This is a genomic window from Klebsiella sp. GW_Kp181 (assembly GCF_040062315.1).
Classification (GTDB): Bacteria; Pseudomonadota; Gammaproteobacteria; order Enterobacterales; family Enterobacteriaceae; genus Klebsiella; species Klebsiella oxytoca.
Window position 1 is genome coordinate 62,635 of the sequence record NZ_JBEAFR010000061.1, and the last position, 26,687, is coordinate 89,321.

The 26,687-nt window shown below is 58.8% G+C and carries 21 protein-coding genes and 1 riboswitch; of the genes, 6 read left to right on the forward strand and 15 right to left on the reverse strand.

The genetic code is table 11. The features are described 5' to 3' along the window. Positions 1-405: 405 nt before the first annotated feature. From ABLV11_RS15240 to dalD, 10 genes are all read right to left on the reverse strand, one after another. The gene (locus ABLV11_RS15240; RefSeq protein WP_049095833.1) at positions 406-1,179 is read right to left on the reverse strand and encodes an ABC transporter ATP-binding protein; all 774 of its coding nucleotides are present in this window, start codon (positions 1,177-1,179) and stop codon (positions 406-408) included. Positions 1,180-1,189: 10 nt separating this feature from the next. Next, the gene (locus ABLV11_RS15245) at positions 1,190-2,053 is read right to left on the reverse strand and encodes an ABC transporter ATP-binding protein (protein ID WP_004103764.1); all 864 of its coding nucleotides are present in this window, start codon (positions 2,051-2,053) and stop codon (positions 1,190-1,192) included. Next, entirely contained in the window at positions 2,025-2,930 is a 906-nt protein-coding gene (locus ABLV11_RS15250) for an ABC transporter permease (RefSeq protein ID WP_126489330.1), read from the reverse strand. The genes ABLV11_RS15245 and ABLV11_RS15250 overlap by 29 nt, the downstream gene beginning before the upstream one ends. Next, positions 2,927-3,964, reverse strand: coding sequence for an ABC transporter permease (locus ABLV11_RS15255; RefSeq protein ID WP_004103768.1), 1,038 nt, complete (start codon positions 3,962-3,964; stop codon positions 2,927-2,929). The genes ABLV11_RS15250 and ABLV11_RS15255 overlap by 4 nt, the downstream gene beginning before the upstream one ends. Continuing rightward, positions 3,961-5,583, reverse strand: a complete 1,623-nt coding sequence (locus tag ABLV11_RS15260; protein WP_032728512.1) for an ABC transporter substrate-binding protein — start codon at positions 5,581-5,583, stop codon at positions 3,961-3,963. The genes ABLV11_RS15255 and ABLV11_RS15260 overlap by 4 nt, the downstream gene beginning before the upstream one ends. Positions 5,584-5,702: 119 nt before the next feature. Next, a complete protein-coding gene (locus ABLV11_RS15265; RefSeq protein ID WP_224329866.1) occupies positions 5,703-6,857 on the reverse strand; it encodes a mandelate racemase family protein in 1,155 nt (384 codons plus the stop codon). 297 nt (positions 6,858-7,154) lie between these two features. Further along, positions 7,155-7,817 (reverse strand): hexitol phosphatase HxpB, encoded by a 663-nt coding sequence (hxpB, locus tag ABLV11_RS15270; RefSeq protein WP_064344267.1) that lies wholly within the window; start codon positions 7,815-7,817, stop codon positions 7,155-7,157. A gap of 48 nt (positions 7,818-7,865) precedes the next feature. Continuing rightward, positions 7,866-9,143 carry a D-arabinitol transporter gene (dalT, locus tag ABLV11_RS15275; RefSeq protein WP_004103784.1) on the reverse strand — a complete coding sequence of 426 codons (1,278 nt, stop codon included), beginning with the start codon at positions 9,141-9,143 and terminating at the stop codon, positions 7,866-7,868. A 69-nt stretch (positions 9,144-9,212) separates the two neighbouring features. Beyond that, positions 9,213-10,676, reverse strand: a complete 1,464-nt coding sequence (gene xylB, locus ABLV11_RS15280) for a xylulokinase (protein ID WP_032728524.1) — start codon at positions 10,674-10,676, stop codon at positions 9,213-9,215. Positions 10,677-10,685: 9 nt separating this feature from the next. After that, positions 10,686-12,053 carry a D-arabinitol 4-dehydrogenase gene (gene dalD, locus ABLV11_RS15285; RefSeq protein ID WP_224329868.1) on the reverse strand — a complete coding sequence of 456 codons (1,368 nt, stop codon included), beginning with the start codon at positions 12,051-12,053 and terminating at the stop codon, positions 10,686-10,688. Positions 12,054-12,259: 206 nt separating this feature from the next. Here dalD and ABLV11_RS15290 point away from each other — a divergent pair, with 206 nt between their 5' ends. Further along, a complete protein-coding gene (locus ABLV11_RS15290; RefSeq protein ID WP_134882884.1) occupies positions 12,260-13,201 on the forward strand; it encodes a sugar-binding domain-containing protein in 942 nt (313 codons plus the stop codon). 22 nt (positions 13,202-13,223) lie between these two features. On the opposite strand, the gene ABLV11_RS15295 is transcribed toward ABLV11_RS15290, so the two are convergent. Further along, complete coding sequence (locus ABLV11_RS15295; protein WP_142477834.1) at positions 13,224-14,225, reverse strand: LacI family DNA-binding transcriptional regulator; 1,002 nt, start codon at positions 14,223-14,225, stop codon at positions 13,224-13,226. 259 nt (positions 14,226-14,484) lie between these two features. Between ABLV11_RS15295 and ABLV11_RS15300 the strand changes: the two genes are divergently transcribed. Then, complete coding sequence (locus tag ABLV11_RS15300; RefSeq protein ID WP_004114038.1) at positions 14,485-15,234, forward strand: SDR family oxidoreductase; 750 nt, start codon at positions 14,485-14,487, stop codon at positions 15,232-15,234. Between the two features lie 30 nt (positions 15,235-15,264). Continuing rightward, the gene (locus ABLV11_RS15305) at positions 15,265-16,872 is read left to right on the forward strand and encodes an FGGY-family carbohydrate kinase (protein ID WP_348855396.1); all 1,608 of its coding nucleotides are present in this window, start codon (positions 15,265-15,267) and stop codon (positions 16,870-16,872) included. Between the two features lie 48 nt (positions 16,873-16,920). Here the strand turns inward: ABLV11_RS15305 and fbaB are convergent, their stop codons facing one another. From fbaB to thiM, 3 genes are all read right to left on the reverse strand, one after another. Continuing rightward, positions 16,921-17,973, reverse strand: coding sequence for a class I fructose-bisphosphate aldolase (fbaB, locus tag ABLV11_RS15310; RefSeq protein WP_004103793.1), 1,053 nt, complete (start codon positions 17,971-17,973; stop codon positions 16,921-16,923). Positions 17,974-18,121: 148 nt separating this feature from the next. After that, the gene (gene thiD, locus ABLV11_RS15315; protein WP_004114042.1) at positions 18,122-18,922 is read right to left on the reverse strand and encodes a bifunctional hydroxymethylpyrimidine kinase/phosphomethylpyrimidine kinase; all 801 of its coding nucleotides are present in this window, start codon (positions 18,920-18,922) and stop codon (positions 18,122-18,124) included. Then, the gene (gene thiM / locus ABLV11_RS15320) at positions 18,919-19,692 is read right to left on the reverse strand and encodes a hydroxyethylthiazole kinase (RefSeq protein ID WP_196551239.1); all 774 of its coding nucleotides are present in this window, start codon (positions 19,690-19,692) and stop codon (positions 18,919-18,921) included. Before thiM ends, thiD begins: the two co-directional genes overlap by 4 nt. Before the next feature lie 34 nt (positions 19,693-19,726). After that, positions 19,727-19,823: riboswitch (TPP riboswitch) on the reverse strand. Between the two features lie 232 nt (positions 19,824-20,055). On the opposite strand from thiM, the gene ABLV11_RS15325 reads away from it, so the two are divergent. After that, the gene (locus ABLV11_RS15325) at positions 20,056-22,032 is read left to right on the forward strand and encodes an alkyl sulfatase dimerization domain-containing protein (RefSeq protein ID WP_126489332.1); all 1,977 of its coding nucleotides are present in this window, start codon (positions 20,056-20,058) and stop codon (positions 22,030-22,032) included. 58 nt (positions 22,033-22,090) lie between these two features. On the opposite strand, the gene ABLV11_RS15330 is transcribed toward ABLV11_RS15325, so the two are convergent. Continuing rightward, positions 22,091-23,005, reverse strand: coding sequence for a LysR family transcriptional regulator (locus ABLV11_RS15330; RefSeq protein WP_172598534.1), 915 nt, complete (start codon positions 23,003-23,005; stop codon positions 22,091-22,093). 120 nt (positions 23,006-23,125) lie between these two features. On the opposite strand from ABLV11_RS15330, the gene ABLV11_RS15335 reads away from it, so the two are divergent. Continuing rightward, positions 23,126-24,937 (forward strand): adenine deaminase C-terminal domain-containing protein, encoded by a 1,812-nt coding sequence (locus ABLV11_RS15335; protein WP_126489334.1) that lies wholly within the window; start codon positions 23,126-23,128, stop codon positions 24,935-24,937. A 2-nt stretch (positions 24,938-24,939) separates the two neighbouring features. Then, positions 24,940-26,283, forward strand: coding sequence for an NCS2 family permease (locus ABLV11_RS15340; protein WP_004103803.1), 1,344 nt, complete (start codon positions 24,940-24,942; stop codon positions 26,281-26,283). The last annotated feature ends 404 nt before the right edge of the window (positions 26,284-26,687 follow it).

Genomic DNA, 26,687 nt, shown 5'->3' on the forward strand with positions numbered 1-26,687 from the left:
GAATAGTAATCACGTGGATGAGCGGCTGGGGTACCCTACTATAAATAGGGTAATCCGCCATGACGTTGATGGCATCTTAAGATTATTCGCAGGCGAGTTTACTCTATTACTCAGCGGATCTGGAGGCGTAATACGCAGTTTTTCCTTGTTATTAGCAAGGTTTAAATGAATTTACAGAACGGAATATTTTGTACTTTGAATCAATACTGGTTGTTTATTTCAAAATCAATAATAAACACAAGTTATGATCCGCAAAAGAAGCATTCTTACAACAGATGATTTCATTTTAGATCTAAACACCATATTTACATTAATAGACGATATTTATAACTATAACTACATATCATTTCAAAGTTTTCTCTATAAAAATGGGCGCATTTCCCGCGAGACAATGCGCCATTAAGCTTAGTATGCCGCCACCTCGCGCGCCATTTCGCGCGTATATTGCCGACTGGCGTTGACCAGCATCTGCGTATAGGCCGTCCGCGCCTCGCCGCTGACCAGCGCATCGACCGTCAGGGTTTCAAGGATCTTCCCGTACTGCATCACCGCCACGGTCTGGCATAAATGGGCAATAACCCCGAGATCGTGGGTAACCATCAGGTAAGTGAGCTTAGCCTCCTGCTGCAATTCTGCCAGCAGATTGAGGATCTCCGCCTGCACCGACACATCCAGCGCCGACGTCGGCTCATCCAGCAGCAGTACCTGAGGCTCAAGAATCAGCGCTCTGGCTATCGCCACGCGCTGCCGCTGCCCGCCGGAGAGCTGATGCGGATAGCGCTCGCGAAAGGCACGGTTGAGGCCAACTTTGTCCAGCAGCGCATTGATCCGCCGGTCGCGGTCGTTGATACGATGGATCTGCAGCGGCTCTTCGAGGATATCGCCAATGGTGTGACGAGGATGCAGCGATCCGTAGGGGTCCTGAAATACCATTTGCACCTGACGGCAGCGCTTGCGGCTAATTTCATGCCCTAAGCGCTGACCATCGATGGCCAGCTCCCCCTGCCAGTGGGTAAACAGCCCCGCCAGGCACTTGAGCACCGTCGTTTTACCGGAGCCGGACTCGCCTACCAGACCGTAGATCTCGCCGGGCTTAACGTGGAAACTGACGTCATACAGCACCTGGTTACGCTTATCCCCCTCGCCAAACGCGAGGTTGAGATGTTGAACTTCAATCATCATCCGCTCCTTATTCCGTTAACCAGCTGGCCTGACGCTGCAGCACCGGCAGTATCGGGCGACGATGCTGCATATCCGGCAGCGAGTTAATCAATCCCTGAGTATAGGGATGACGGGCGTTATCGAGATCTTTAGCAGCGATGGACTCCACTACCCGTCCGGCGTACATCACCAGTACGCGGTCGCAGAAGCTGCGCACCAGGTTGATATCGTGGCTGATAAAAATCAGCCCCAGCCCGCGCGACTGAACCAGGTCATCCAGCAGGCCCAGCACCTGCAGGCGCACCGACACATCCAGCGCGGAGGTGGGCTCATCGGCAATGATCAGTTCCGGGTCGGTAATCAGCATCATGGCGATCATGATGCGCTGCCCCTGTCCGCCGGATATTTCATGCGGATAAAGCTGATAAACGCGCTCCGGCTGGCGAATACGCACCACCTCCAGCATCTCCAGCGCCCTGGCTTTCGCCTCATCTTTGCGCCCGGGATGATGAGTAAGCCAGGCCTCGGCGATTTGCTTACCCACGCAGACCACCGGATTAAGCGAATATTTCGGGTCCTGCATAATCATAGAGATACGTTTGCCGCGTACGCCGCGCATCTGCGCTTCGCTAAGATGCTGCAGATCGAGGTCGGCAAACTGCATGCGGCTGGCGCTGACGCGGGCCTTTTTCGGATGCAGCTGCAGCAGCGCGCGCCCAACGGTGGACTTACCCGAACCGGACTCGCCGACAATCGCCAGCTTTTCGCGCCCCAGCTGGAAGGAGACGCCGCGCACGGCATGGGTCACCGCGCTGCCGTTAACAAAGTCGACGCACAGATCGCGCACGTCGAGCAGCGGAGCATTATTCACTGCGGGGATCGAGGATGTCACGTAGGCCATCTCCTAAGAAGTTGAACGCTAAGCTGTTGATCAGAATCGCCAGCCCCGGAATTGTTACGACCCACCAGCACTCCATCATATAAGTGCGCCCGCTGGAGATCATCGCTCCCCACTCCGGCTCCGGCGGCTGCGCGCCGAGCCCGAGAAAGCCGAGACCGGCCGCGGTCAGAATGATCCCGGCCATATTCATGGTGATACGGATAATGACCGAGGGCAGACACAGCGGCACGATATGGCGCCAGAGGACGCGGGACGATGAAGCGCCCTGCAGACGCACGGCGGAGATAAAATCGGCCTGGCGCAGAGAGAGCGTTTCGGCGCGCGCCAGACGGGCTATCGGCGGCCAGGCGGTAAGCGTGATGGCGATAACCACGTGCTCCAGCCCCGGCCCTAAGGCGGCGACAAACGCCAGCGCCAGAACCAGACTCGGGAAGGAGATGAAAATATCGGTGACGCGCATCAGCACCATATCGACTTTACCGCCGAAATAGCCGGCGCTGACGCCCAGCAGCAGCCCGAGCGGACCGACGGTCACCGAGACCAGCAGCACGATATAGAGCGTGATGCGCGAGCCGTACACCAGGCGACTAAAGATATCCCGGCCAAACTCATCGGTGCCGAACCAGTGCTGCGCATTCGGCGCGACCAGCGCGCTGTTCAGGTCCTGCACCAGCGGGTTATAAGGCGCAATCAGCGGCGCGAAAATCGCCACCACCAGCAGCAGAAAGATAATTCCTCCGCCGATGGCCGTTAGCGGGTTGCGCGCCATTTTGCCGATAAACCCGACGGCCCGCGCCGCCGCGCGTTGCAGCCGCTGACGGCCTTCGCCCGCACCGCCCGAAAGAAGCGAATCCAGAGAAACGGTCATGATTTTGTCCTCGGGTCAAAGAATTGATACAGCATGTCGGAGAGCAGGTTGAGCATCACGAAGATCACTCCCACCAGCAGCACGCAGCCCATCACCGCATTCATATCGCCCAGCAGCAGGCTACCGGTAAGATAGGAGCCGAAACCCGGCCATGAGAAGACGGTTTCAATCAGCACCGCGCCTTCCAGCAGCGCGCCGTAGGCCAGCGCCACCACCGTCAGCAGCTGCACGAGGATGTTACGAAACGCATGGTTCCAGATAACCTGACGCTCGGTTAGCCCTTTCACCCTCGCGGTAATAATGAACTCCTGCGACAGCTGGGCCAGCATAAAGCTGCGGGTCATACGGCTGATATAAGCCAGCGAGTGAAAACCCAGCAGCGAGGCGGGAAGAATCAGATGATTAATGGCGTTCCAGAACACCTGTCCGTTTCCTGCCAGCAGCGCATCAACGGTCATCAGGCCGGTACGGCGCGGCACAATGCCGTCCAGACCGAGGTCTACCCGCCCGGCGCCGCCCACCCAGCCGAGCCAGGCATAGAACACCAGCAGCCCCATCATTCCGACCCAGAAAATCGGCGTCGAGTAGCCCGCCAGGCTGATAATGCGTACCACATAATCGGAGACGCTATTGCGCCGCGCCGCCGCCAGCACGCCCAGCGGAATTCCGAGACCCGCGCCGACGAGAATCGCCATCGTCGCCAGCTCCATGGTGGCCGGGAAGACGCGGATAATATCGTCCACCACCGGTTTCCCGGTCAGCAGCGCATTGCCCAGATCGCCGTGCAGCAGGTTAACGAAATAGATGCCAAACTGGGTGGTCAGCGATTTATCAAACCCCAGCTGCTGGTAAACCTGCTGATAGGTACTCTGGTCAGCATCCGGACCGACGATCGCCAGCACCGGGTCGATAGGCATGACGCGGCCAATGGTAAAGGTCAGCAGCAGCAGGCCGAACAGCGTAATCACCACCTGCAGCAGCCGTTTGGATAAGCGCCGGCCGCGTGAGCCGGGCGCAAGGATTGCGGTACTCATCCTTTCTCTCCTTCGCGGACTTTATAGACGTCACGCAGAAAAGTGGTGGCGGAGGGGTGCGGCTGATACTCTCGTACCTCGTTGCGCACCACCACGGAATCGACCATCTGCGAAAGCGGAATTAAAGCCGGAACCAGCTGGTCGTAGCGCGCCTGGATGGCCTGGTAGTCAGCCACCTGTTTTTGCGGATCGCGTTCCAGCAGGGCCTGGTCAATCATCGTATTGAGCTGCGGGTCGTAAAAACCGGTACGCCAGCCCTGAAAGTTGGTCAGACGCGCCTCATCGCTGTTATCCGGGTTATAGACCAGCGCGCGCAGGCTGGAGTGCGGATGCGGCTCCATTCCGCTGCCGCCGCGTCCTACCAGCAGGTCAAATTTACGCTCGCGCATCGCGCCGTAGATCTGGTTACCGGTGCCGGTGATGATTTTGGCGTTAATCCCCGCCTGCATCAGCGTCGACTGCACGGCGATAGCGATGTTAAGAAATGGCTGATCGGAGAGGACCCGCAGCGTGGTATCAAAGCCGTTGGGATAACCCGCTTCCGCCAGCAGCTTTTTCGCCCGCGCCACGTCCAGCTTATAGCCAGGGTCAGGCAGCGTAGACGGCATGCCCGCCTTAATCGGCCGCTGGTGCAGCACGCCGTAGCCCGGCATCAGCGCTTTATTGATACCCTGGTAATCAATCAGATAGCGCACCGCTTCGCGCACTTTCGGTTGGGCGAAGTGCGCCTCTTTCATGCTCATCGCCACGTAGTACATGGTGCCGCGCTGCACCGCATCGACGGTCAGCTGCGGGTCGCTGCGCAGGGCGTTAATGTCGGAAACCGCCATATTGTTGGCAATATCGAGGTCGCCTTTTTCGATCATCAGACGCAGGGTTTGCGACTCCTGGAAATGGCGCAGCACCACGCGGCTCATTTTCGCCTCGCCGCGCCAGTAGTCAGGATTGCGCTTCATGCGCAGCACATCTTTTGCCTGCCAGGTTTCCAGCGTAAACGGCCCGGAACCGGCTTCATGGGTGGTCAGCCAGCGGTTACCCCAGTCGTTATCCTGCTGGTGGTTTTGCACCGTTTTACTGTCCAGCACCCCGAGGTTGCCCAGCGCCGCCAGCGAGTAAATCACCAGCTGCGGATCGTTATCTTTGGGTAACTCGATTTGCACCGTGAAGCGGTCCGGCGCGCTGACCTGGCTGTCGATATTTTTCTTACTGAAGCCATAGGATTTCCATACCGAGGCCTGAGCCAGGTTGAGGTGCAGGATGCGCCGCATTGACCACACCACGTCAGCGGCGGTCAGCGGGTTGCCGGAGTGAAACTTAACGTCGTCGCGCAGATGAAAGGTCAGGGTTTTGCCGTCGGGGCTGATATCCCAGGATTTCGCCAGCGCTGGCTTAACGTTGGTGAGCTGTTCAGGGTCAAGCTCCACCAGCGAGTCGTAGAGGTTGACCACGATTCCCACCACTTCGTTACCGGTCATCGCCGCCGGGTCAAGGGTGAGCAGGTTATTCATATTCATGCCGATGATGAGCTGATCGGGCGGCGTTTTCGCCACCGCCGCCCCGCTTCCCATCGACACGGCGAGCGTGAATAAGCACGCTGCCAGTAGGGAGGTTTTTTTCATATCTCTGTTTGCCTGTACTGTAGGGTACATGTTGCCGGATGGCGGCATTTTCGCCTTATCCGGCCTACCGGGCCGCAGACCCGATAAGCGCAGCGCCATCGGGCATTTATTTTTTTGAATCAGTCGTGGCTAACGGTATTGGCTTCGATATACGCAAAATTGATGTCTTCGCCGAGGCCCGGACGTTGTGACAAATGCACAAATCCCTGGTCATCCATCGGGTCAACAATGCTATTGAGATAAGCCGCCGGTTCATCGTAGTCGAGGAACGGATGCAGCAGGCCGCGCTCGTACCAGCGGCAGTTGCGGATCGCGCCGACCACCGCCAGGCTTGCCGCGCCGTTGCCGTGGACTTCGCAATCCATGCCGAAAGATTCCGCCAGCGCCGCGACCTTCATGGTCGGGGTAATACCGCCCACGCCGTTAGCGCCGGCGCGCAGAATGTCGCAGGCTCCGGCTTTCACCCATTCGGCGCGCATGTGGTGCTTGCCGCCGAAGCTCTCCGGCCCGACGATGGGGATCGACAGGTTTTCCGCCAGCCACGCGTAGGAGGACATTGAATCCTCCTCCATCGGTTCTTCAAACCAGGCGAAATTGAGTTTTTCCAGCTCTTTGCCGATCCACAGCGCCTCGGCGCGGCTGTACCAGTGATAGCCGTCAATCATCAGGTCAATATCCGGCCCCACCGCTTCACGCACCGCCGCGCAGGCTTTAATGTCCATTTTGGGATTGGGCGCAAAAGAGATTGGCGGCATCCAGGTGTGCAGCTTGATGGCCTTGTAGCCGCGGGCGACCAGCTTTTCGGCAAAGGCGGCATACTCCTCCGGGGTCGACAGACCACCCGGCAGATCGTCGCCGCACATCGTGCTGCCGTAAGCCGGGACGGTGTCGCGATAGCCGCCGAGCAGCTTGTAAACCGGCATCTTAAGGCTGCGGCCTATCAGGTCCCACAGCGCCTGTTCAATAAACGACAGCGCGCGCTCCGTTAGCTGATGTGCACTACCGCGCTGCCAGTGGTTAAGATCCTGCCAGATACGCTCGCGGTTAAACGGGTCCTGCCCCACCAGCACTTTGCGGAAAAAAGTATTCACCACGAACGGGCGCACGACTTCCGGAGGCGCAAACGAAAAACCCTGCGCCCCTTCATCAGCGGTGATGGTCAGCATCGCCATTTTGGCCATGCTTTCAGCCCCCGGATGGGAGTGACCGGCGCTGTCGGAAACCCGACGTGTGGGATACTGGAAAACGGTGACATTCACAGATTCAATTTTCATGCTCAATCCTTATCACGGCCAAATCCGATCGATAGAAGCAAATCGGCAAAGTGGTTTCACATTATTGAAAATACGTTTCAATATCTAATCTAAGCACAATTACGTAGCAGTGCCTCGGACAAACACCGCTAAGCAAGGCAATAAATTTGGGCATTGGCACAACAAGACGTGACTGTTTTCACAAAAGATGAGTGAAATGTGAGGCGGATCGGCATGGAGAAAAAAGGGCGTGAGCGCAGAAAAGAGAGTGACCGACCGTGTACATCCCGGGATTTTCTGCGCTCACGAAAGCGTGAGTTATGCGACCGCCTCTGGCTCGGCGGTGAGGGCTTCCAGCAGTTCAGGCAGCGCCCGGTAGCGGCCAGCGGCGGCCTGAAAACGCGCGTGCTGGCTATCTTCGGCAATCACTATCGTGGCAATCCCCGCCGCCCGGGCCGCGCTAAAGCCGTTGAAGCTGTCTTCGATCACCAGGCAACGGCTGGCGTCGAGATTAAGCTTATCCAACGTCGTCAGATAAACCGCCGGATGCGGCTTGCCCTGCGCTTCATCATCCGCGCTGCAAATCACATCAAAATAGTGCCAGAGCGAGAGCTTGTTCAGCACGGCGGCGATAACCTGCCGGGACGAGGAGGTCGCGAGCGCAATTTTATAACCGGCATGGCGAAAATAGCGTAACGCCTCATGCACCCCGCGCATCGGCTCGCCTTCGGCGGCGATCAGGCCGGTAATACGCTGCAATATCGCGGCTTCAAGCCGCTGCGGAACAAGCTCAAGCTGGCAATGGTGGCACCAGGTGCGGGCAATTTCGTCGAGGCGTTTGCCTTTGGTCAGCGTTTCGCACTCCTCGACGCTCGCCGTTGCCCCCCACTGCGCGAGGGCGTCGATTTGCGCCTGCCGCCACAGGCTTTCAGAATCAATAATCACGCCATCCATGTCAAAAATCACTGCCTGAATACTCATCATTCACCTCATTAAGGCTGGCATGCCTGGCATGCCAGCCGCATCACCTTAAGAGAACTCCACCTGCTCGCTGGCCGGCGCTTCCTTGTGGGAAAATCCCGGCTGCTCGACGCGGATAAACGCACAGAGGAAAAAGGCTGCCACGTACAGCGCGGTATAGGCGATCACCACTCCGATGGTGCTGAAGAACGGCAGCAAAATCACCGCAATAGCCGGTGCGAGAAAGTTCGACATCCCCGCCGACAGGTTGTAGACCGAAATGGCCGCGCCTTTGTGCTTCGGCTCCAGCGCCGGGAAAACCGCCGCCAGCGGAACAAACGCGGCGACAAAGATCCCCAGGGCGATAGCCGGAAGCAGCGCCATCGCGAAGTTATGTCCGAAGTGCTGCGGAATGTAATAAAACGCCAGGCTGGAGACCGCCATACCGATGCAGCCGAACCAGCGCACCACCTTCATCCAGCCCAGTTTTTCGCCCAGAATGCCCCACAGCACGTTAGAGAAAATGGTGGTAAAGAAGAAGACCGCCCACACCTGCAGCCATTCTGAGGTGGTGAAGCCCAGCTCATCGACGAACATCATCGGCATAATCACCGCAAAGCCGAACAGCGAGAGCGTATTGATAATTCGCACCATGCTCGACAGCAGAATATTGCGGTTGGTATAGAGCAGCGTCGCCGCGCGGCCCAGTTCGGCAAACTTCTCGCGGGTGGTCAGGTTCTGCATATGGTGCGGCGTTTTAATATGGCGCAGGGAAGCCAGCGCAATGATGCCGCCGGTGACGCAGAAAGCGAGCGCCAGCCACAATGTCCCCAGCTCGCCGATATGCGGGATGGTAAAGCTCGGAATATAGCTGCCGAATACGCCGATGCCGATGGAATAGACCGCCCAGAACCAGCCGATTGCCGAGCTGGCGTTATCGCTTTTCACGTTGTGGATAATGGCGACGATAAACGAGTAAAGGAACAGCGGATACGCGAAGCCGCGGATGCCGTAGAAAATTAAGATCAGCGCATAGTTGGCATGACCGAGACCGAAGACCAGGAACAGCACGTGGAACACGCACCATAGCACAAAGCCAATCATCATGGTCTTCAGCGGCGTGATGATTTCCGCCACCACGCCGGAGATCCATGCCGACAGTGCAGCGGCCAGGCCGTAGAGGGTAAAGGCGAACGATGCCTGCGCCGGGGAGAACCCGAGCTCTTTAATGTAGTGCGACAGGAATGCCAGTTCAAAACCGTCGCCGGTCATAAACACGGCAATGGCGATGTATCCCCAGAGCAGGTTCAGGGGTAAACCGAGCCACTGTTTATTATTGATGGACATAATGACCTCGTTTTTAGGGTACAGGAGGCCGCTCCGGTCAGATCGCCGGAGCGGTTATGGTGATAAAAATTAGTGCTGCCGATAGTTCAGATCGTTTAAATACAGAGCCTTAAACTGCGCATAGCGCCGCATCAGGGTTTGATGGCGTACCGGGTCCGCGTGCCAGGTCTGCCAGATCTCCGGTTTTTCACATACCGCGGTAATCGGTTTGCCCGCCGCCAGACAGGCCAGCCGCGCCGCGCCCAGCGCGCCGCCGGTCTCTCCGCCTTTGTGGGTCACCACCGGCATATCGAGAATATCGGCCAACAGCTGCGCCCAGAACGGGCTGCGGGCGCCGCCGCCAACCAGCGAACATTGTTCGATCTGCGTACCGCTCTCTTTCAACACCTGCAGACCGTCGTTGATCCCAAAGCTCACCCCTTCCAGCACCGCATAGCCGAGCTGGGCGCGCAGGCTGGAGTGGGTCATGCCCCAGAACATGCCGCGCGCGTCAGGATCGTTGTGCGGCGTACGTTCGCCGGAGAGATAGGGTAAGAAGAACGGCGCATGGGCCTTCTCCTCTTCGCTAAGCTCGGCAATCTCCTCCAGCAGCGCCACTTCCGTGGTGCCGGTCAGGCGGCAGAACCACTGCAAACAGCTGGCGGCGCTGAGCATCACGCTCATCTGATGCCACAGATTCGGCAGAACGTGACAAAACGCATGGACCGCCGACTGCGGAGCCGGACGATAGGCGTCGGTTACCACAAACAGCACGCCGGAGGTACCGAGCGAAATAAACGCATCCCCCGGTGAAACCGCCCCGACGCCGATGGCGCTGACCGCGTTATCGCCACCGCCGCCGGCAACCGCTACCGAGGCATTCAGCCCCCAGCGTTCGGCCACCTGCGGGTCAAGGGTCGCGGAAACCTCGCAGCCTTCGACCAGCGTCGGCATCTGGCTGCGCGACAGGCCGCATTTATCCAGCAGCGAGTCGGACCAGTCGCGCTTCGCCACGTCCAGCCACAGCGTCCCGGCGGCGTCGGACATATCGGAGACTTTCTTCCCGGTCATCCGGTAGCGCAGATAATCTTTCGGCAGCAGTACCGTGGCGGTGCGCTGAAAGTGTTCCGGCTCATGACGGCGCACCCACAGCAGCTTCGGTGCGGTAAAGCCGGGCATCGCCAGGTTTCCCGCCACCTGATGCAGCTCCGGCGCCATCTCCTCCAGCTCCGCACACTCCGCGGCGCAGCGGGTGTCGTTCCACAGGATTGCCGGGCGAATGACCTCCCCGCCGGCATCCAGCAGGACCGCGCCGTGCATCTGCCCGGAAAGGCCAATGGCCTTAATGGCTGGCCAGTGCTGGGCGCATTTTTCCCGCAGCGTGGTCATCAGATACTCTGTCGCCTCCCACCATGACTGCGGCGACTGTTCTGACCAGTGCGGGTGAGGCCGCTGAATGCTCAGCGGCGCGCTATGGCTGGCAATAACCTCATTGTTCTCATCAATGACCAGCGCTTTCACTTCCGATGTGCCGAGATCGATACCCAGATACATAGCCACCTCTTAGTTAATCAGCGTATAAACTGCCGCGACTTTTTCGCGCATCAGCGCGAGGAAATCGGCGTTTTCAGCGAGTTCGCCAAATAGCGTTTTATCGCGGGCATACAGCGCCAGCGGATCGCTGGCTTCGAACATCTGATGCACCGCCTGCGCGTCAAGAATGCCGTCCTGGTATTCATACGGCAGACTTCCCTTATGCCACTGTTCCATAAAGACGAAGAACAGCGCGGGCAGCATCGCGGTCGCTTCCGGGCGGGCGCCGCGCTGGTAGCACTCCTGCAGGGTTGGGGCGATCATCGCCGGAATTTTCGAGAAACCGTCGGCGGCAACGCGCTGGTTCGTGTCCTGGATATAGGGGTTGGTAAAGCGCTTAAGCACCACATCGCGATAGGTTGGTAAATCAATGCCGTTATCGCCAAGGCAGGGGATCACATCTTCCGTAACGTAGCGGTCGGCAATGGCGTAGATGAAATCCGTTAGCGTACTTTCATGAATATACTGCTGGCCGATTAACGTCCCCGCCCACGCAATGCAGCTATGCGACGAGTTCAGAATGCGAATTTTCGCCTCTTCATAAGGAATAACCGATGCAACCATCTCCACGCCAACCGCTTCCAGATTCGGGCGCTCATCGCGGAAATGGTTTTCCACCACCCACTGGATGAAGGTCTCACCCATCACCGGCGCGCTATCGTCAATGCCGGTTTGCGCTTTGACGCGCGCGGGCAGGTCTGCCGCCGGACGCGGAGTGATACGGTCGACCATGGTGTTCGGGCAGGTCGTGTTGGCGGCCATCCAGTCAATCACCGCCTGCTTGCCGGTTAGCTGCAGGAACTCAACCATGCCGTCGTGGAAGCGCTCGCCATTATGGCGCACGTTATCGCAGTTCAGCAGAGTCAGCGGCCCGGCGTTGTCCGCCATACGCTTTTCCAGGATCCGCGCGATAGTGCCGTAAATCGTTTTGCACTCCCCTGCCAGATCGGCCTGCAAATCGGGGTTGCTGGTTTCCAGCTTATGGCGGGTATTCAGGTAGTAGCCGCCTTCCGTCACGGTGAAGGCGATGACTTTGGTCTGCGGGTTTGCCCCTTCGTTAATCAGCGGCTTGAGCCCGGCCTGCCACGGCAGCAGTTTCTGAATTGAGGTGATCTCTTCATATTCACGTTCCCCTTCAGGGCTGACGGTTTCCAGCACGTAGCGCCCACCCTGAGCTGCCAGCGCCTGGACCACCTGCTCGGCGTCGTTGCGGATATTCCCCGCCGCAATGTGCCAGCGCTTATCTCCGGAAGCAATCAGACGATGCAGATACCACGCCTGATGGGCGCGATGAAAAGAACCCAGACCAATGTGAAGCCATGTGAATTGATTGTTCATGTTCTGCTCTCCTTGAGTTGATGGCGTCACTGTAAATGATCATTTGACCAAAATAAGAGCCACGGATCACAAAAGAACAATTACCCATTAAAATTACAATTGACCAGAAAAGAGCAAAAGCTTGCCAGTTTTACCAACCACGGCGAGAATGCGGTTATTCGCCGGGCGAAATTATCGCCGCGGCCAGAAACTTAGGGCAGGAAACCATGAGCAAAGAAGATGATATTCGGCTGGATCAAAAGGTCCGCGCCGCGTGGATGTACTACATTGCCGGGCAGAATCAGAGCGAGATCGCCAGCCAGCTTGGCACGTCGAGGCCGGTGGTACAGCGGCTGATCGCCGCCGCGAAAGAAGAAGGGATTGTGTCGATCGGGCTGCATCATCCGGTGGCCAACTGCCTCGATTATGCGCAGTTACTACAGGAAAAGTACCGGCTTATCGAGTGCAATATCGTGCCCGCCTTTAGTGAAGAAAGCACCCTGGATAGCGTCTCCTTCGGTTGCTATCAGCTGATGGCCCGCTACCTGCAGGACGATAAAGAGAAAATCATCGGTCTGGGTTCCGGCCTGACCCTGAAAAAAGCGCTGCAGCGTATCGATTTCGACAGTCAGAATACCCGCTGCGTCGCGCTGATCAGCGCCATGGACGCCGACGGCCAGTGCAACTATTACGATGATGTCCCGCTGCTGCTGACCAGCAAAATTAAGGCGAAGTACTATCAGTGGCCCGCGCCGCGCTACGCGCAGACGCAGGAAGAGTACGACATGTGGTGTACCAGCCGGCTGTTCCGCAGCGTCTCCGCCGTCGCCCGCCAGGCGGACGTTATTTTTGTCGGCATTGGGCCATTAGGAACCCAAAGCCCTATTTTTAAAGACGGCTTTATCAATCAGGCCCAGATGGATGAAGTGACGGCGCAAGGCGGTATCGGCGAGATTATGGGGCGCTTTATCGATGCCGAAGGCGGAGTGGTGGATAGCGAAATCAACAGAATGATCACCAGCTACGATATCCGCCAGAATCAGTGTCCGCGCATCGCGGTGGCATGCGGCGAGTACAAACGCCCGGCGATTCTGGCGGCGCTTAAAGGCGGCTGGATCAACGGTCTGGTGACCGACGAGCACACCGCCCGCTGGCTGCTGACGCGCTAAGGTCAAACAGCCAGATAGCGACTCAGCTGCTGCTCATCAGTAGCGGCGGAATTTCAATCCGCTGCTGGCCGGCATCGCCGGAGTCGATAATCGTAAACACCGCTTCCAGCATCGCCGGCACGTCCTGCTGCACCATGTCGATATCGTGCCCCAGCAGATAGACAAACGGGTCCCAGTCGAAGCAGCCCATCGGCGGCTGCTCGCTGCCGGTGAGTCCTGCCTGCGACAACCAACGTACGACCCCCTCCAGCGATATCGTTGAGTTGACAAATATTCCCTGCAACGGAACCTTCGCGGTGCCAAACCGCTCCTGCAGGCAGGCTTCGACTTTGCCTTTCGAATAGCCGGGAGCCAGAATGTTCGCCTGCGGCACGCTCAGCCCCTGCTCGCGATGCGCGTCGTGGAAGCCGCGTAAACGTTCGCTGGTGTTATGGTCGCTGCTGCGCCCGCCAATGAACGTCAGCGGCGCCGTCTCTCCCCGGCGGCGAGCGCTATTCGCCAGGATCTTATGGGTCAGCGCTTTCGCGCCGCCGTAGTTATCCGAAATCACCGACGGTGCGATAGTCCCCGGTAGATCGAGATTGACCGTTGGCACGCCCGCCTGCTGGCATAGAGCGGAAATTTTATCCGGATTGGTCGCCCCGGTCGCCACCACCCAGTCAACCTGCCAGGAGAGCATCGCTTTCACCGCTTCGAGCTCCAGCTCGGGGCTTCGCCGCGTACAGGTGATAATCGGCAGCAGGCCCCGTTCGCGAGCCATCTCCTCAAAGCGTTCGGCGACCGAACCGAAATAGCGGTTATCGTATTTGGGGATAATCATGCCGATGACGCGCGATTTTTTGCTGCGCAGCATGCTGGCCTGGCGGTTAATCGCGTAGCCCTGCTCCTCGGCAATCCGCGTCACCTTTTCGGCAAGCTTTGCGCTGATGCGGCGCTTTTTCCAGTTGCCGTTGAGGATAGCGCTCACCGCACTCGCCGAAACGCCGGAAAGTTCCGCCAGGTCGTAAATCGTGATTTTCTTCATTTTCCCAACTTGCGTCACAAAATCATTTCGCTGTTAATTTCCCCACTTGCTCAATCGATGAAGCTAGCGCAACATGAGCTTCATCGATTGAGCTTCCATTTTTTACTTTCCGAAGTATTAACGCATTCAGCATTAATATTCCAGAAAACCTGCAGAAATGACGCTCATATTCAATACCTTAACAAGTTTCCGTCTCTAACGTCGAACGCGATGCCCTCGCGCTCGACAGTGCCAACCAGACTCTGTAAAGGATTATAAAATGAACCACTCTGTCTCCTCTATGAATACTTCCCTTAGCGGTAAAGTCGCCGCCATTACCGGCGCGGCGTCCGGTATTGGCCTCGAATGCGCCAGAACCCTGCTGGGCGCCGGCGCAAAAGTGGTGCTTATCGACCGTGAAGGGGAAAAGCTCAATAAACTTGTTGCCGAACTCGGTGAAAACGCCTTCGCCCTGCAGGTTGACCTGATGCAGGCGGATCAGGTTGATAACCTTCTGCAGGGAATTTTGCAGCTCACCGGGCGTCTTGATATTTTCCACGCCAACGCCGGAGCTTATATCGGCGGGCCGGTGGCCGAGGGCGATCCGGACGTCTGGGATCGCGTGCTGCATCTCAATACCAACGCTGCCTTCCGCTGCGTGCGTAGCGTCCTGCCGCATCTTATCGCGCAAAAGTCCGGGGACATTATCTTCACCAGCTCTATCGCGGGCGTGGTGCCGGTGATCTGGGAGCCTATCTATACCGCGTCGAAATTTGCTGTCCAGGCGTTTGTTCATACCACCCGTCGCCAGGTTTCACAGTACGGCGTGCGCGTCGGCGCCGTGCTGCCGGGCCCGGTAGTCACCGCCCTGCTGGACGACTGGCCGAAAGCCAAAATGGACGAAGCGCTGGCCAACGGCAGCCTGATGCAACCGATTGAAGTGGCCGAGTCGGTGCTGTTTATGGTGACGCGGTCGAAAAACGTCACCGTACGCGACATTGTGATCCTGCCGAACAGCGTGGATCTCTGACCGTTCAACCAGACTGTGTGAGAGGATATTATGCAAAGCGATACGCAACATATTATTGGCGTCGATGTTGGCTCAGGCAGCGTTCGCGCCGGCGTATTCAACCTGCGTGGCGAACTTCTTGCCCACGCAACCCGGGAAATTACCCTGTTTCGCAGCGCCGGAAGCGTGGTCGAACAGTCAAGCCGCGAGATCTGGCAGGCGGTGTGCTACTGCATTAAAACGGCGGTGGCCAGCGCCGGGGTCCCTCCATCGTCGATTGCCGGGATCGGCTTCGATGCCACCTGCTCGCTGGTAGTGATTGGCGATAACGACGCGCCGCTGGCGGTCGGGCCTTCGGAAGATGCGGACCGTAACATTATTGTCTGGATGGATCATCGCGCCACCGGCCAGGCGGAAAAGATTAACGCCACGGGCCACGCGGTGCTGCAGTACGTTGGCGGCAAAATCTCGCCGGAGATGGAAACGCCGAAAATTCTCTGGCTGAAGGAGAACCGCCCGCACATTTATCAGCAGGCGCGCCACTTCTTCGACCTCGCCGATTATCTCACCTGGCGCTCGACCGGCGATTTAGCCCGCTCAGTCTGTACTGTGACCTGTAAATGGACCTACCTGGCGCATGAACAACGCTGGGATGCCAGCTACTTCCGCCAGATTGGCCTCGAAGAGCTGGCGGATGAAGATTTTGTCCGCATCGGCCAGCGGATTGTCGATCCGGGAACCCCCTGCGGCGACGGGCTTTGCGCCACGGCGGCAGAGGAGATGGGGCTGCCGATCGGTACGCCGGTAGCGGTCGGTATGATTGACGCCCACGCGGGCGGCATCGGCACCGTCGGCGTGCTTAACGGCGCGGTTAACAATATGGCCTACGTCTTCGGTACCTCTTCCTGCACCATGACCACTACTCAGGAAGCGGTATTCGTGCCCGGCGTCTGGGGGCCGTATTACTCGGCGATGGTGCCAGGGTTCTGGCTGAGTGAAGGTGGTCAGAGCGCGGCCGGAGCGGCCATCGACCAGCTGCTGAGCTTCCACCCCGCCGCCGCAGAAGCTAAGTCGCTGGCCAAAGCGCGCGGCGTCCCGCTACCGGTTTATCTTGCCGATAGCGTGCTGGCGAAGGTAGATAATCCGTCAGCGGCGGTCAAGCTTGCCGACGGCCTGCACGTGGTGCCTGAGTTTTTAGGTAACCGGGCGCCGCTGGCCGATCCGCAGGCGAAAGCGATTATCGCCGGCCTGGGGATGGAGCGGGATCTGGACAATCTGATGGCGCTCTACGTCGCCGGATTGTGCGGCATCGGCTACGGTCTGCGGCAGATTATTGACGCCCAGAAGGCGTGCGGCATCCGCAGCGAGAATATCGTTATCAGCGGCGGGGCCGGTCAGCATCCGCTGGTTCGCCAGCTGCTGGCGGACGCCTGCGGAGTGAGCGTGGTGAGTACCGAATCCAGCGAACCGGTGCTGTTAGGTTCGGCGATTCTTGGCGCGATGGCCGGTCATATCGCACCTTCCCTGCCGGAAGCGATGAAGCAGTTTACCCGGGTGGATAAAACCTACCGCTGCGTAGAACAATTTAGCGCCGATCATCAGCGGCGCTATGAGGCGTATAAAATGCTACAGCACACGGCACGGCTGATTCGCGAGTAAGCAGGAACCCGGAGGCGGCGCTGTTGCTTTACAGGGTTATATAGCCTGTTAAGCGATGGTGACTTTGCCGTCCAGATAAACATCCTGTACGGCATTGATCAGCTTCACGCCGTCAGCCATCGATTTTTTAAACGCTTTACGGCCCAGAATCAGCCCCATGCCGCCCGCGCGCTTATTGATAACCGCGGTGCGCACGGCGTCGGACAGATCGGTTTCCCCGCCCGCCGCGCCGCCGGAGTTAATCAGCCCGGCACGGCCCATATAGCAGTTCGCCAGCTGGTAACGCACCAGGTCGATCGGATTATCGCTGGTGAGCTTGCTATAAACCCGGTCATCGGTATAGCCGAAGTTCACCGCTTTATAGCCGCCGTTGTTTTCCGCCATTTTCTGCTTCACGATATCCGCGCCGATGGTCGCCGCCAGGTGGTTGGCCTGACCGGTTAAGTCAGCGGAAACGTGGTAGTCGACGCCATCTTTCTTAAACGCCGAATTACGCAAATAGGCCCACAGCACGGTCACCAGGCCAAGCTCGTGCGCGCGCTCAAAAGCGGCGGAAATCTCTTCGATTTGCCGACGGGACTGTTCGGAACCGAAATAGATTGTCGCCCCGACCGCCACGGCCCCCATATTGAACGCCTGCTCGACGCTGGCATACAGCGTCTGGTCATATTCGGTCGGGTAGCTCAGCGTTTCGTTGTGGTTCAGCTTGACCAGGAAGGGGATGCGGTGCGCATAGCGGCGCGACACCGAGGCCAGCACGCCATAGGTGGAGGCCACGCAGTTACAACCGGCCTCAATGGCCAGTTCGACGATATTTTTCGGATCAAAGTACAGCGGGTTGGCGGCAAAAGAGGCGCCAGCAGAATGCTCTACGCCCTGGTCGACCGGCAGGATCGACAGATAGCCGGTTCCCGCCAGGCGGCCGGTGTTATACAGGGTTTGCATATTACGCAGCACCGCCGGCGGACGGTTGTTATCAACCATCACCCGATCGACGTAATCCGCCCCCGGCAAATAGAGCTGGTCGGCTGGAATTGTCATACAGCGGTGCTGTAAAAGCGTGTCGGCATCTTTGCCAAGCAACTGCGTAATATCAGTCATAGCTATCTCCCGTAAGTGCCGGTCGAAACCGGCATGCGTTTTCCCAACCCAATTATTTTGGGCAGGTTAAGCCTGGTACCGACTCAGCAGATTTTCCAGCCGGGAGCCTATTTTTTCAGCATAGTCTGCTGACACGTTGTCTTGCCGTTTACCACCAGGCGTGGAAATGGTGTACCGGGCCGATGCCGTGTCCCACTTCCAGCGAATCCGCCTGCGCCAGCGCCGCCGACAGCCAGCCCTTAGCTTCCGCCACGGTTCGCCCCCAATCCTCGTAACGCGGACGCAGGGCCGCCAGCGCCGCCGATAGCGTACAGCCGGTACCGTGGGTGTTTTTGGTCTGGACTCTCGGCGCGGTAAAGCGCAGCTCCCCGTCGCGGGTAAAGAGCCAGTCCGGGCTTTCCGCATCATCGAGATGGCCGCCTTTCATTAATACCGCTCCGCAGCCCATTCCCAGCAGCGCTCTGCCCTGCTCCAGCATCTCCTGTTCCGTTCTGGCATGCGGCGCATCCAGCAGCGCCGCCGCTTCCGGCAGGTTCGGAGTGATCAGCGAGACCTGCGGCAGCAGGCGCTGGCGCAGCGTTTCCACCGCCGACGCCGAGAGCAGCGGATCGCCGCTTTTCGCCAACATGACCGTATCCAGCACCACATTTTTAATCTGATAACGCGCCAGCCGTTCCGCCACCGCTTCAACGATATCAGTTTCCGCCAGCATCCCGATTTTGGTGGTATCGATGCGCACATCGCTGAAGACGGAATCGAGCTGCGCGGCGACAAAATCAGGCTCTATACGATAAACCGACTGGACGCCAAGGGTGTTTTGCGCCACCAGCGCGGTGATGACCGAGCAGCCGTATGCCCCCAGCGCCGAGAAGGTTTTGAGATCCGCCTGGATCCCCGCACCGCCGCTCGGGTCGGTGCCGGCGATGGTTAGCGCATTAATTCGTTTCACAGATCGCCTCCCGCATAGAGCGCATCGAGGAAGGCGGGAGTAAAGCTGCCGGGGCCGCCCTGCAGCGCCGCTTTCCCCCCCGCGAGCTTCATCAGACCGCAGGCCGCGGCCACGTTCTCCAGCCGATCGCCGGGCATCGCCGCAGCGGCGGCAACCACCGCCGACAGCGCGCAGCCGGTGCCGACCACCCGGGTCATCAGCGGATCGCCGCCGGTGACCATGCGAATGCGCTGGCCGTCGGTGACGTAATCAACCTCCCCGGTCACCGCGACCACGGTATTCAGCTGGCGGGCTAACGCCTGGGCTGCGGGCAGCGCTGCGGCGGCGGTATCGGTCGTATCGACGCCGCGCCCGCCGCCGCTCATTCCGGCCAGCGCCATGATTTCCGACGCATTACCGCGAACGGCGGCAGGCTGCAGCGCCAGCAGCTCCAGACAAAATTCTGTCCGTAAGGTCAGCGCGCCGACCGCTACCGGGTCCAGCGTCCAGGGTTTGCCCGCCTGCGTTGCGCTACGCGCCGCCGCGCGCATCGCCTCCGCACGCTCAACGGTCAGCGTGCCGACATTAATCAGCAGCGCATCGGCAATGGCGGCAAACTGGCTGGCTTCGCCCGGATCGATAACCATCGCCGGCGATGCGCCAATCGCTAACAGGACGTTGGCGGTAAAGGTCTGCACCACGTCGTTGGTCATGCAGTGAACAAGAGGAGAATGGCGGTGAAAAAGGTGCCGCAGATGGGCAATATGCGCGGGGTTCAGCAGGTCAGACATCGTTTGCTCCCGCCAGGCGATGAAGAAGCGACGACCCTGCGGTCTCTGACTTCCCTACGCTGGCATTATCCAGATCAGGTGGTACGGGTTTTTCTCAGCCTTCACAAGGAAGGGCACCCCGAGTCATTGAGAGATAAAAACGTTCTCAGCGGGCAGGTTACGGTAAGTCGCCGGACAACGCAAGCTGGCCCGGCGTAGGTATACAAGCGCACGGCAATTCAAAATTAACAATAAGCAATCAAATAATTAACAAAATAAACACTTTTGCAGCTACGTGTTTATAGTTTAGGAGGCGTTACAGGATGTAACCCGACGTCATATCGAAATTAACGAGTGAATCAGCGTAAACCCATGAGGATTCCGATGAAATTAACACCGATTATGAAAAGTCTGGCTCTGGCAGGAATTATCTCGACTCTCCCTGCGACCAGCTGGGCCGAAACGTCGCCTAAAGAAGCCGCTGCGGCGACCAAACAGGCAAACGACGCGCTGTATAAACAACTCCCCTTCTCCGACAACACCGACTTTACCAACGCGCATAAAGGTTTTATTGCCGCGCTCCCTACGGAGGTGATTAAAGGTGAACAGGGCAACGTTATCTGGAACCCGCAGCAGTACGACTTTATTAAAGAGGGTGAAAAGGCGCCGGATACGGTCAACCCCAGCCTCTGGCGGCAATCCCAGCTCATCAATATCAGCGGCCTGTTTGAAGTGACCGAAGGCGTGTATCAGATCCGTAACCTCGATCTCTCCAATATGACCATCATCGAAGGTAAAGAAGGCGTCACGGTTGTGGATCCGCTGGTATCGGCAGAGACCGCCAGGGTAGGAATGGATCTGTATTACAAAAATCGCGGCAATAAGCCCGTTGTTGCGGTGATCTACACCCACAGCCATGTTGACCATTACGGCGGCGTGCGCGGCGTGGTCGATGAAGCTGATGTCAAATCCGGCAAAGTCAAAATCTACGCGCCTTCCGGTTTTATGGAAGCCGCCGTTGCTGAAAATATTATGGCCGGTAACGTGATGAGCCGTCGCGCCAGCTATATGTACGGCAACCTGCTCAAACCGGATGCCACCGGCCAGGTTGGCGCAGGTCTCGGCACCACGACTTCTGCCGGCACCGTCACGCTGATTGCTCCCACCCATATCATCGAGAAAGATGACCAGAAAGAGACTATCGACGGGCTGACCTACGATTTTATGCTGGCACCGGGCTCGGAAGCACCGTCAGAAATGCTGTGGTATATCGAAGAGAAGAAGCTGATTGAATCCGCCGAAGATGTCACCCATACCCTGCATAACACCTACTCGCTGCGTGGGGCGAAAATTCGTGAACCGCTACCGTGGTCGAAATATATCAACGCTGCCATTGTGCGCTGGGGCGACAAGGCTGAAATCATTATGGCCCAGCACCACTGGCCGACCTGGGGTAACGAGAACGTGGTTAACCTGCTGAAGAGCCAGCGCGACCTGTATCGGTACATTAATGACCAGACTCTGCGCATGGCCAACGAGGGCCTGACCCGCGATGAGATCGCCGCTAAATTCAAGCTGCCGGACAGCCTGGCTAATACCTGGGCCAACCGCGGCTACTACGGTTCCGTCAGCCATGACGTGAAGGCTACCTACGTCCTCTATCTCGGCTGGTTCGACGGCAATCCGGCTACGCTGGACGAGCTGCCGCCGGAAGAAGCGGCGAAGAAATTCGTGGATTATATGGGCGGCGCCGACGCTATCCTCAAGAAAGCCAAAGATGATTACAACCAGGGCAACTACCGCTGGGTAGCGCAGGTAGTCAGCAAAATTGTCTTCGCCGATCCCGGCAATCTGGAAGCGCGTAATCTGGAAGCCGATGCTCTGGAGCAGCTGGGCTATCAGGCGGAATCAGGACCGTGGCGTAATTTCTACCTGACCGGCGCGCAGGAGCTGCGTAACGGCGTCGTGAAAGGCCCGACGCCGAACACCGCCAGCCCGGATACCGTGCGGGCCATGACCCCGGAAATGTTTTTTGATTACCTTGCGGTCCATATCAACGGTGAAAAAGCCGGAACCGCCAAAGCGGTGTTCAATATCGACCTTGGTAGCGATGGCGGTAAATATAAGCTGGAGCTGGAAAACGGGGTGCTTAATCACACCGCCGATGCCGAAGCGAAAGATGCCGACGCTACTATCGCCCTGGATCGCGCCACGCTGAACAAAATCATCCTGAAAGAGGAAACGCTAAAACAGGCGGAGGATAAGGGTGAAGTCAAAGTGACCGGCGACGGCGCGAAACTGGATGAGATGCTGGGCTATATGGATAAATTTGAGTTCTGGTTCAATATCGTGACGCCGTAAATCAGCCCCCGCGGCGGCCAGCTGCGGGGGTTCCCCTCCCGGAGTCGACGCGCGCCGGTCAGCGCAGCGAACTCAGTAATAGTGCAAAACATTCCTCGATCAGCGGCGGCAGAGGCTGCGGTCCGCGCATCAGCGCCACGGTTCGCGTCAGCGCGGGCTGCTGAAGCTGCGCCACCTTTAACGCCGGATCCTGAAGGTGGGTAGTATAAAGCTCAGGCAGAATCGCCACCGCCAGCCGCGAGCGCACCAGGCCGTAAAGCGTCTCGATATAGTCAACCTGATAACGCGTATTCAGCGTGAGGCGATGGCTCTCGGCCAGCGCGCCGACCAGACGCTGAATATTGCCCTTTGAAAACACCGCGATATCGCGCCCCGCGAGCAGCTTCCACGGCAGATGCGGCTGCCCGGCCAGCGGATCGCCGCCGTGCAGCACCGCCACAAACGGATCTTCGCGCAGAGGATAAACCTGCAGCTCAGGCGGTAACGAACTGTCTATTGCGCCAACGGCAAAATCTATCTTTCCCGACTGCAGCTCGCAGAACAGGGCGTCGTTGGTCTGATCGTGAAACTCCACCCTCAGGCGCGGAAACGCCTGGGCCAGCGTTTGCGGCAGCAGCGGAAACAGCAGCGAACTCACCGAAGGCACTAAGCCAATACGCACCGTTCCGTCGCCGCCGGCTTCGACTATCTGCTGCATATCCTGTAAAGCCAGCTGCGCCACGCTCAACACTCGCCGGGCGTGGGGCAAAATCGCCGCCCCCAGCTCGGTTAAGGTCACCGCCGAAGCGGTACGGTTGACCAGCTTGCCGCCGAGCACCGTCTCGATTTGCCGCAGCGCGCTGCTTAGCGCCGGCTGGCTGATAGCCAGCCGGTTAGCGGTGTCGGTGAAGTGACGCAGCTGGGCCAGGGTCACAAAGTACTGAATCTGCTTGAGAGAGAGCGCGGGCAGCCGCTGCCAGGGTTCGGTCATCATGTTTTCGTCAACGGTGAGCATGCAGAATAACCCGAAGTTATCGGGCGATAAATTTATTCATCTGGGCAAACGTTTGCTCTGCCCCTAGAGTATCCCCATTATCCTTGTGCCGGAGTTGTTATGTCCAGCAGTGCTGAAACCCGCCGCCGCGCCGTCCAGGCCGCGCGCGGAGAATCCCCGTTCGATTTATTATTAACCGACGCGCAGATTGTCGACATGGCCACCGGAGAAATCCGCGAGGCCGACGTCGGGATCGTCGGTGAAACGATCGCCAGCGTGCATCCGCGCGGCAGCCGCTCCGATGCCCTCGAACGCCGCTCGCTGGCGGGATGTTTCCTGTCGCCGGGGCTGATGGATACGCACGTTCACCTTGAAAGCTCTCACCTGCCGCCTGAACGCTATGCCGAAATCGTGCTGGCTCAGGGCACCACGGCAGTATTCTGGGACCCGCACGAGCTGGCCAACGTACTGGGCGTCGAAGGCGTGCGCTACGCGGTCGCTGCCAGCCGCCATCTGCCGCTGCAGGTGATGGTTGCGGCGCCTTCCAGCGTGCCGTCGACGCCGGGACTGGAGATGTCCGGCGCCGATTTCGCCGGCGCGGAGATGGAAACCATGCTGGCCTGGCCGGAAGTCTGCGGCGTTGCTGAAGTGATGGATATGCACGGCGTGCTGCACGGCAGCGAGCGGATGCAGGAGATCGTTCAGGCCGGGTTGAACAGCGGCAAGCTGATCGAAGGCCACGCGCGCGGTTTGAGCGGCGCGGATCTGCAAGCCTATCTTGCCGCCGGAGTCACCTCCGATCATGAGCTCACCTCGGCGGACGATGCGCTGGAAAAACTGCGCGCCGGGCTGACTATCGAAATTCGCGGCTCGCACCCTTACCTGCTGCCGGATATCGTTAACGCGCTGAAAACGCTGCCGCATCTCTCCTCGCAAATCACCGTCTGCACCGACGATGTGCCGCCGGATATGCTGCTGGAAAAAGGCGGCATTATCGCCCTGCTCAACCTGCTGATTGAGCACGGACTGCCGGCTACCGACGTCCTGCGCTTCGCCACCTTAAACGCGGCGATCCGTCTGCAGCGTAACGATTTGGGGCTGATTGCTGCCGGACGCCGCGCCGATCTGGTGGTTTTCGATTCTTTATCCCGACTCAACGCGCAGGAAGTTTACGTCGCCGGTAAGCTGATTGCCCGCGATGGCGCCCTGCTTCAACCCATTCCGTCGGCGGCGGGCGTTACCCCGCCGCGCGATACCCTGCAGATGCTGCCGCTCAGCCCTGACGATTTTATCCTCCGCGTTGGCGCCATTCGCCACGGCGTCGCCCGTCTGCGGCATATTCGCGGCGCGCGCTTTACCCAGTGGGGAGAAGTTGAGGTGCAGGTCCGCGATGGCCGGGTGCAAATCCCGGAAGGATTTAGCCTGATTTGGGTTAAGCACCGCCACGGTCGTCACCAGGCGACGCCGCAAATTGCGCTGCTGGAAGGCTGGGGCGAACTGCGCGGCGCCATCGCCACCAGCTACTCCCACGATTCTCATAACCTGGTCGTGCTCGGACGCGATGCCGACGAGATGGCGCTGGCGGCGAACCGCCTGATCGAATCCGGCGGCGGCATGGCGCTGTCGCAGCAGGGAAAAATCCTTGCCCACGTGGCGATGCCGATTGCCGGGATGCTTTCTGACTTACCCGCCCCGGAACTGGCCAGAGAGTTCCGCCAGCTTCGCGACCTGAGCGCGGAAGTCGCCGATTGGGAGCCGCCCTATCGCGTGTTTAAGGCTATCGAGGGTACCTGCCTTGCCTGTAACGCCGGGCCGCATTTAACAGATTTAGGTTTGACCAACGGCAGCACCCGCCAGATAGTCGAGCCGCTGATAGACTGCCGGGAAATCCCGGAACACACAGAACACAACAATAAACATCAGGGAGCCTGAGCATGGCCGACAATACCCTTAACTCATCCGCGCAGGGAAGCTGGCTGGAGCGCCGTTTTGCCTTGTATTCCCGCGGCAGCACGCTGCGCACCGAATGCCTCGCGGGCATCACCGGTTTTCTCGCCGCCGCCTATCTACTGGTGGTTATCCCCGGCCTGCTGGCGGTGGGCGGGATGGATAAAGGCGCGGCAACCACCGGCACGATTCTGGTGTTCGTCGGCGGCACGCTGCTGATGGCGTTTTATGCCAACCTGCCGTTTATCGTCGGGCCGGGCATCGGCGGTTCGGTGCTGGTCGGCGTCACGCTGGCGGGCAGCGAAGGCATTGGCTGGCAGATCGGGCTTGGTATCGCCTGCTGGTCGGGGATTCTGTTTTTCCTGCTGACCAAATTCGGCCTGCGTGAAGTGGTAACCCGTTCGGTGCCGCAGTCGATCAAGCTCGGTCTGACGGCGTCCATTGGGCTGTTCGTCGCGGTATTGGGCTTCCGTAACGCCGGACTGGTGCTGGCTAACGCCAAAACCAACGCCCTGATGCTCGGGGATTTCCTTTCGCCGGGGGCGCTGGTTGCGCTCTGCGGGCTGTTTCTGGCCATTGCCCTGCAGGCAAGAAAAATCCCCGGCTCGATTCTGTGGGCGATTCTCTTTGCAACCCTGGTCGGTATTCCGATGGGCGTTACCAGACTCCCGGGCAGTTTTATCGATATGCCGCATTCGCTGACGCCGGTGCTGGGGCAAATCGATATGCTGGGCGCGCTGAATATCGCCTTTCTGCCGTTCCTGTTCGTCTTTTTCGCCTCAGAGTTCTTTTCCACGATGGGCACCACTCTGGCCGTGGGCGGCGAAGCGGGTCTGCTGGATGAAGAAGGCAATATGCCGCATATCAATCGCCCGTTTATGGTCGACTCAATCGCTGCAGCTATAGGTCCCTGGCTGGGTATTCCGGCGGCGACCGCGCTGATTGAATCCTCGGCGGCAGCGGAAGCCGGCGGTAAAACCGGGTTAACCGCGCTGTCGGCGGCGGTAATGTTTCTCCTGATGCTGCTGTTTACGCCGGTAGCGCTGATGATCCCGAAAGAGGCGACCGCACCTGCGCTGATCCTCATCGGCCTGAATATGTTCAGCGGCCTGCGCAAAGTGGATCTGGCAAACTTCACCGACGGCCTGCCGGTGCTGATGATGGTAATGATTACGCTGATTGCCAATAGCTTCGGTACCGGGATTGCCGGCGGGCTGCTGTTTTATGTCGTGATCAAAACCATCGCCGGCAAATGGCGGGAAATCCCCATCGGCCTGTGGATCCTTGCGATTCCGCTGGTCTACTACTTTGCCACGCTGGTGAAGCATTAAGCTACGCGCCGATCGTTCTCCCGGAGGCGGCGCTGACGCGCCTTGTCCGGGCTACCGACCCGCAGATTGCTGTGAACTCGTAGCCCGGTCAGCGCAGGGTATGAACCGGAAACATGGGTAACACTTTAGACCGGAAACATGGGTAACAGTTATAACTGACACCGTCCCGGAGGCGGCGCTGACGCGCCTTGTCCGGGCTACCGGCCCGCAGATTGCTGTGAACTCGTAGCCCGGCTAAGCGCAGCGCGAGCCGGGGAAAAACCACGCCGATGCTTCACCCTGATACCGTTCCCGAAGGCGGCGCTGGCGCGCCTGGTCCGCGCTACCGGCCCGCAGATTGCTGTGAACTCGTAGCCCGATGTGATGGACGCCTCCCCCTTACGGCATCAAAGTGCCAGACTGAG

Coding starts and splice junctions, on each gene's coding strand:
- dalD (WP_224329868.1), bottom strand. CDS start 12,053: ATGAACAATCAATTCACATGGCTTCACATTGGTCTGGGTTCTTTTCAT.
- dalT (WP_004103784.1), bottom strand. CDS start 9,143: ATGTCCATCAATAATAAACAGTGGCTCGGTTTACCCCTGAACCTGCTC.
- fbaB (WP_004103793.1), bottom strand. CDS start 17,973: ATGACTGATATTACGCAGTTGCTTGGCAAAGATGCCGACACGCTTTTA.
- ABLV11_RS15250 (WP_126489330.1), bottom strand. CDS start 2,930: ATGACCGTTTCTCTGGATTCGCTTCTTTCGGGCGGTGCGGGCGAAGGC.
- xylB (WP_032728524.1), bottom strand. CDS start 10,676: ATGTATCTGGGTATCGATCTCGGCACATCGGAAGTGAAAGCGCTGGTC.
- thiM (WP_196551239.1), bottom strand. CDS start 19,692: ATGTCTGACCTGCTGAACCCCGCGCATATTGCCCATCTGCGGCACCTT.
- ABLV11_RS15240 (WP_049095833.1), bottom strand. CDS start 1,179: ATGATTGAAGTTCAACATCTCAACCTCGCGTTTGGCGAGGGGGATAAG.
- ABLV11_RS15290 (WP_134882884.1), top strand. CDS start 12,260: ATGAGCAAAGAAGATGATATTCGGCTGGATCAAAAGGTCCGCGCCGCG.
- ABLV11_RS15305 (WP_348855396.1), top strand. CDS start 15,265: ATGCAAAGCGATACGCAACATATTATTGGCGTCGATGTTGGCTCAGGC.
- ABLV11_RS15295 (WP_142477834.1), bottom strand. CDS start 14,225: ATGAAGAAAATCACGATTTACGACCTGGCGGAACTTTCCGGCGTTTCG.
- ABLV11_RS15340 (WP_004103803.1), top strand. CDS start 24,940: ATGGCCGACAATACCCTTAACTCATCCGCGCAGGGAAGCTGGCTGGAG.
- ABLV11_RS15325 (WP_126489332.1), top strand. CDS start 20,056: ATGAAATTAACACCGATTATGAAAAGTCTGGCTCTGGCAGGAATTATC.
- ABLV11_RS15330 (WP_172598534.1), bottom strand. CDS start 23,005: ATGATGACCGAACCCTGGCAGCGGCTGCCCGCGCTCTCTCTCAAGCAG.
- ABLV11_RS15335 (WP_126489334.1), top strand. CDS start 23,126: ATGTCCAGCAGTGCTGAAACCCGCCGCCGCGCCGTCCAGGCCGCGCGC.
- ABLV11_RS15300 (WP_004114038.1), top strand. CDS start 14,485: ATGAACCACTCTGTCTCCTCTATGAATACTTCCCTTAGCGGTAAAGTC.
- hxpB (WP_064344267.1), bottom strand. CDS start 7,817: ATGAGTATTCAGGCAGTGATTTTTGACATGGATGGCGTGATTATTGAT.
- ABLV11_RS15255 (WP_004103768.1), bottom strand. CDS start 3,964: ATGAGTACCGCAATCCTTGCGCCCGGCTCACGCGGCCGGCGCTTATCC.
- ABLV11_RS15265 (WP_224329866.1), bottom strand. CDS start 6,857: ATGAAAATTGAATCTGTGAATGTCACCGTTTTCCAGTATCCCACACGT.
- ABLV11_RS15260 (WP_032728512.1), bottom strand. CDS start 5,583: ATGAAAAAAACCTCCCTACTGGCAGCGTGCTTATTCACGCTCGCCGTG.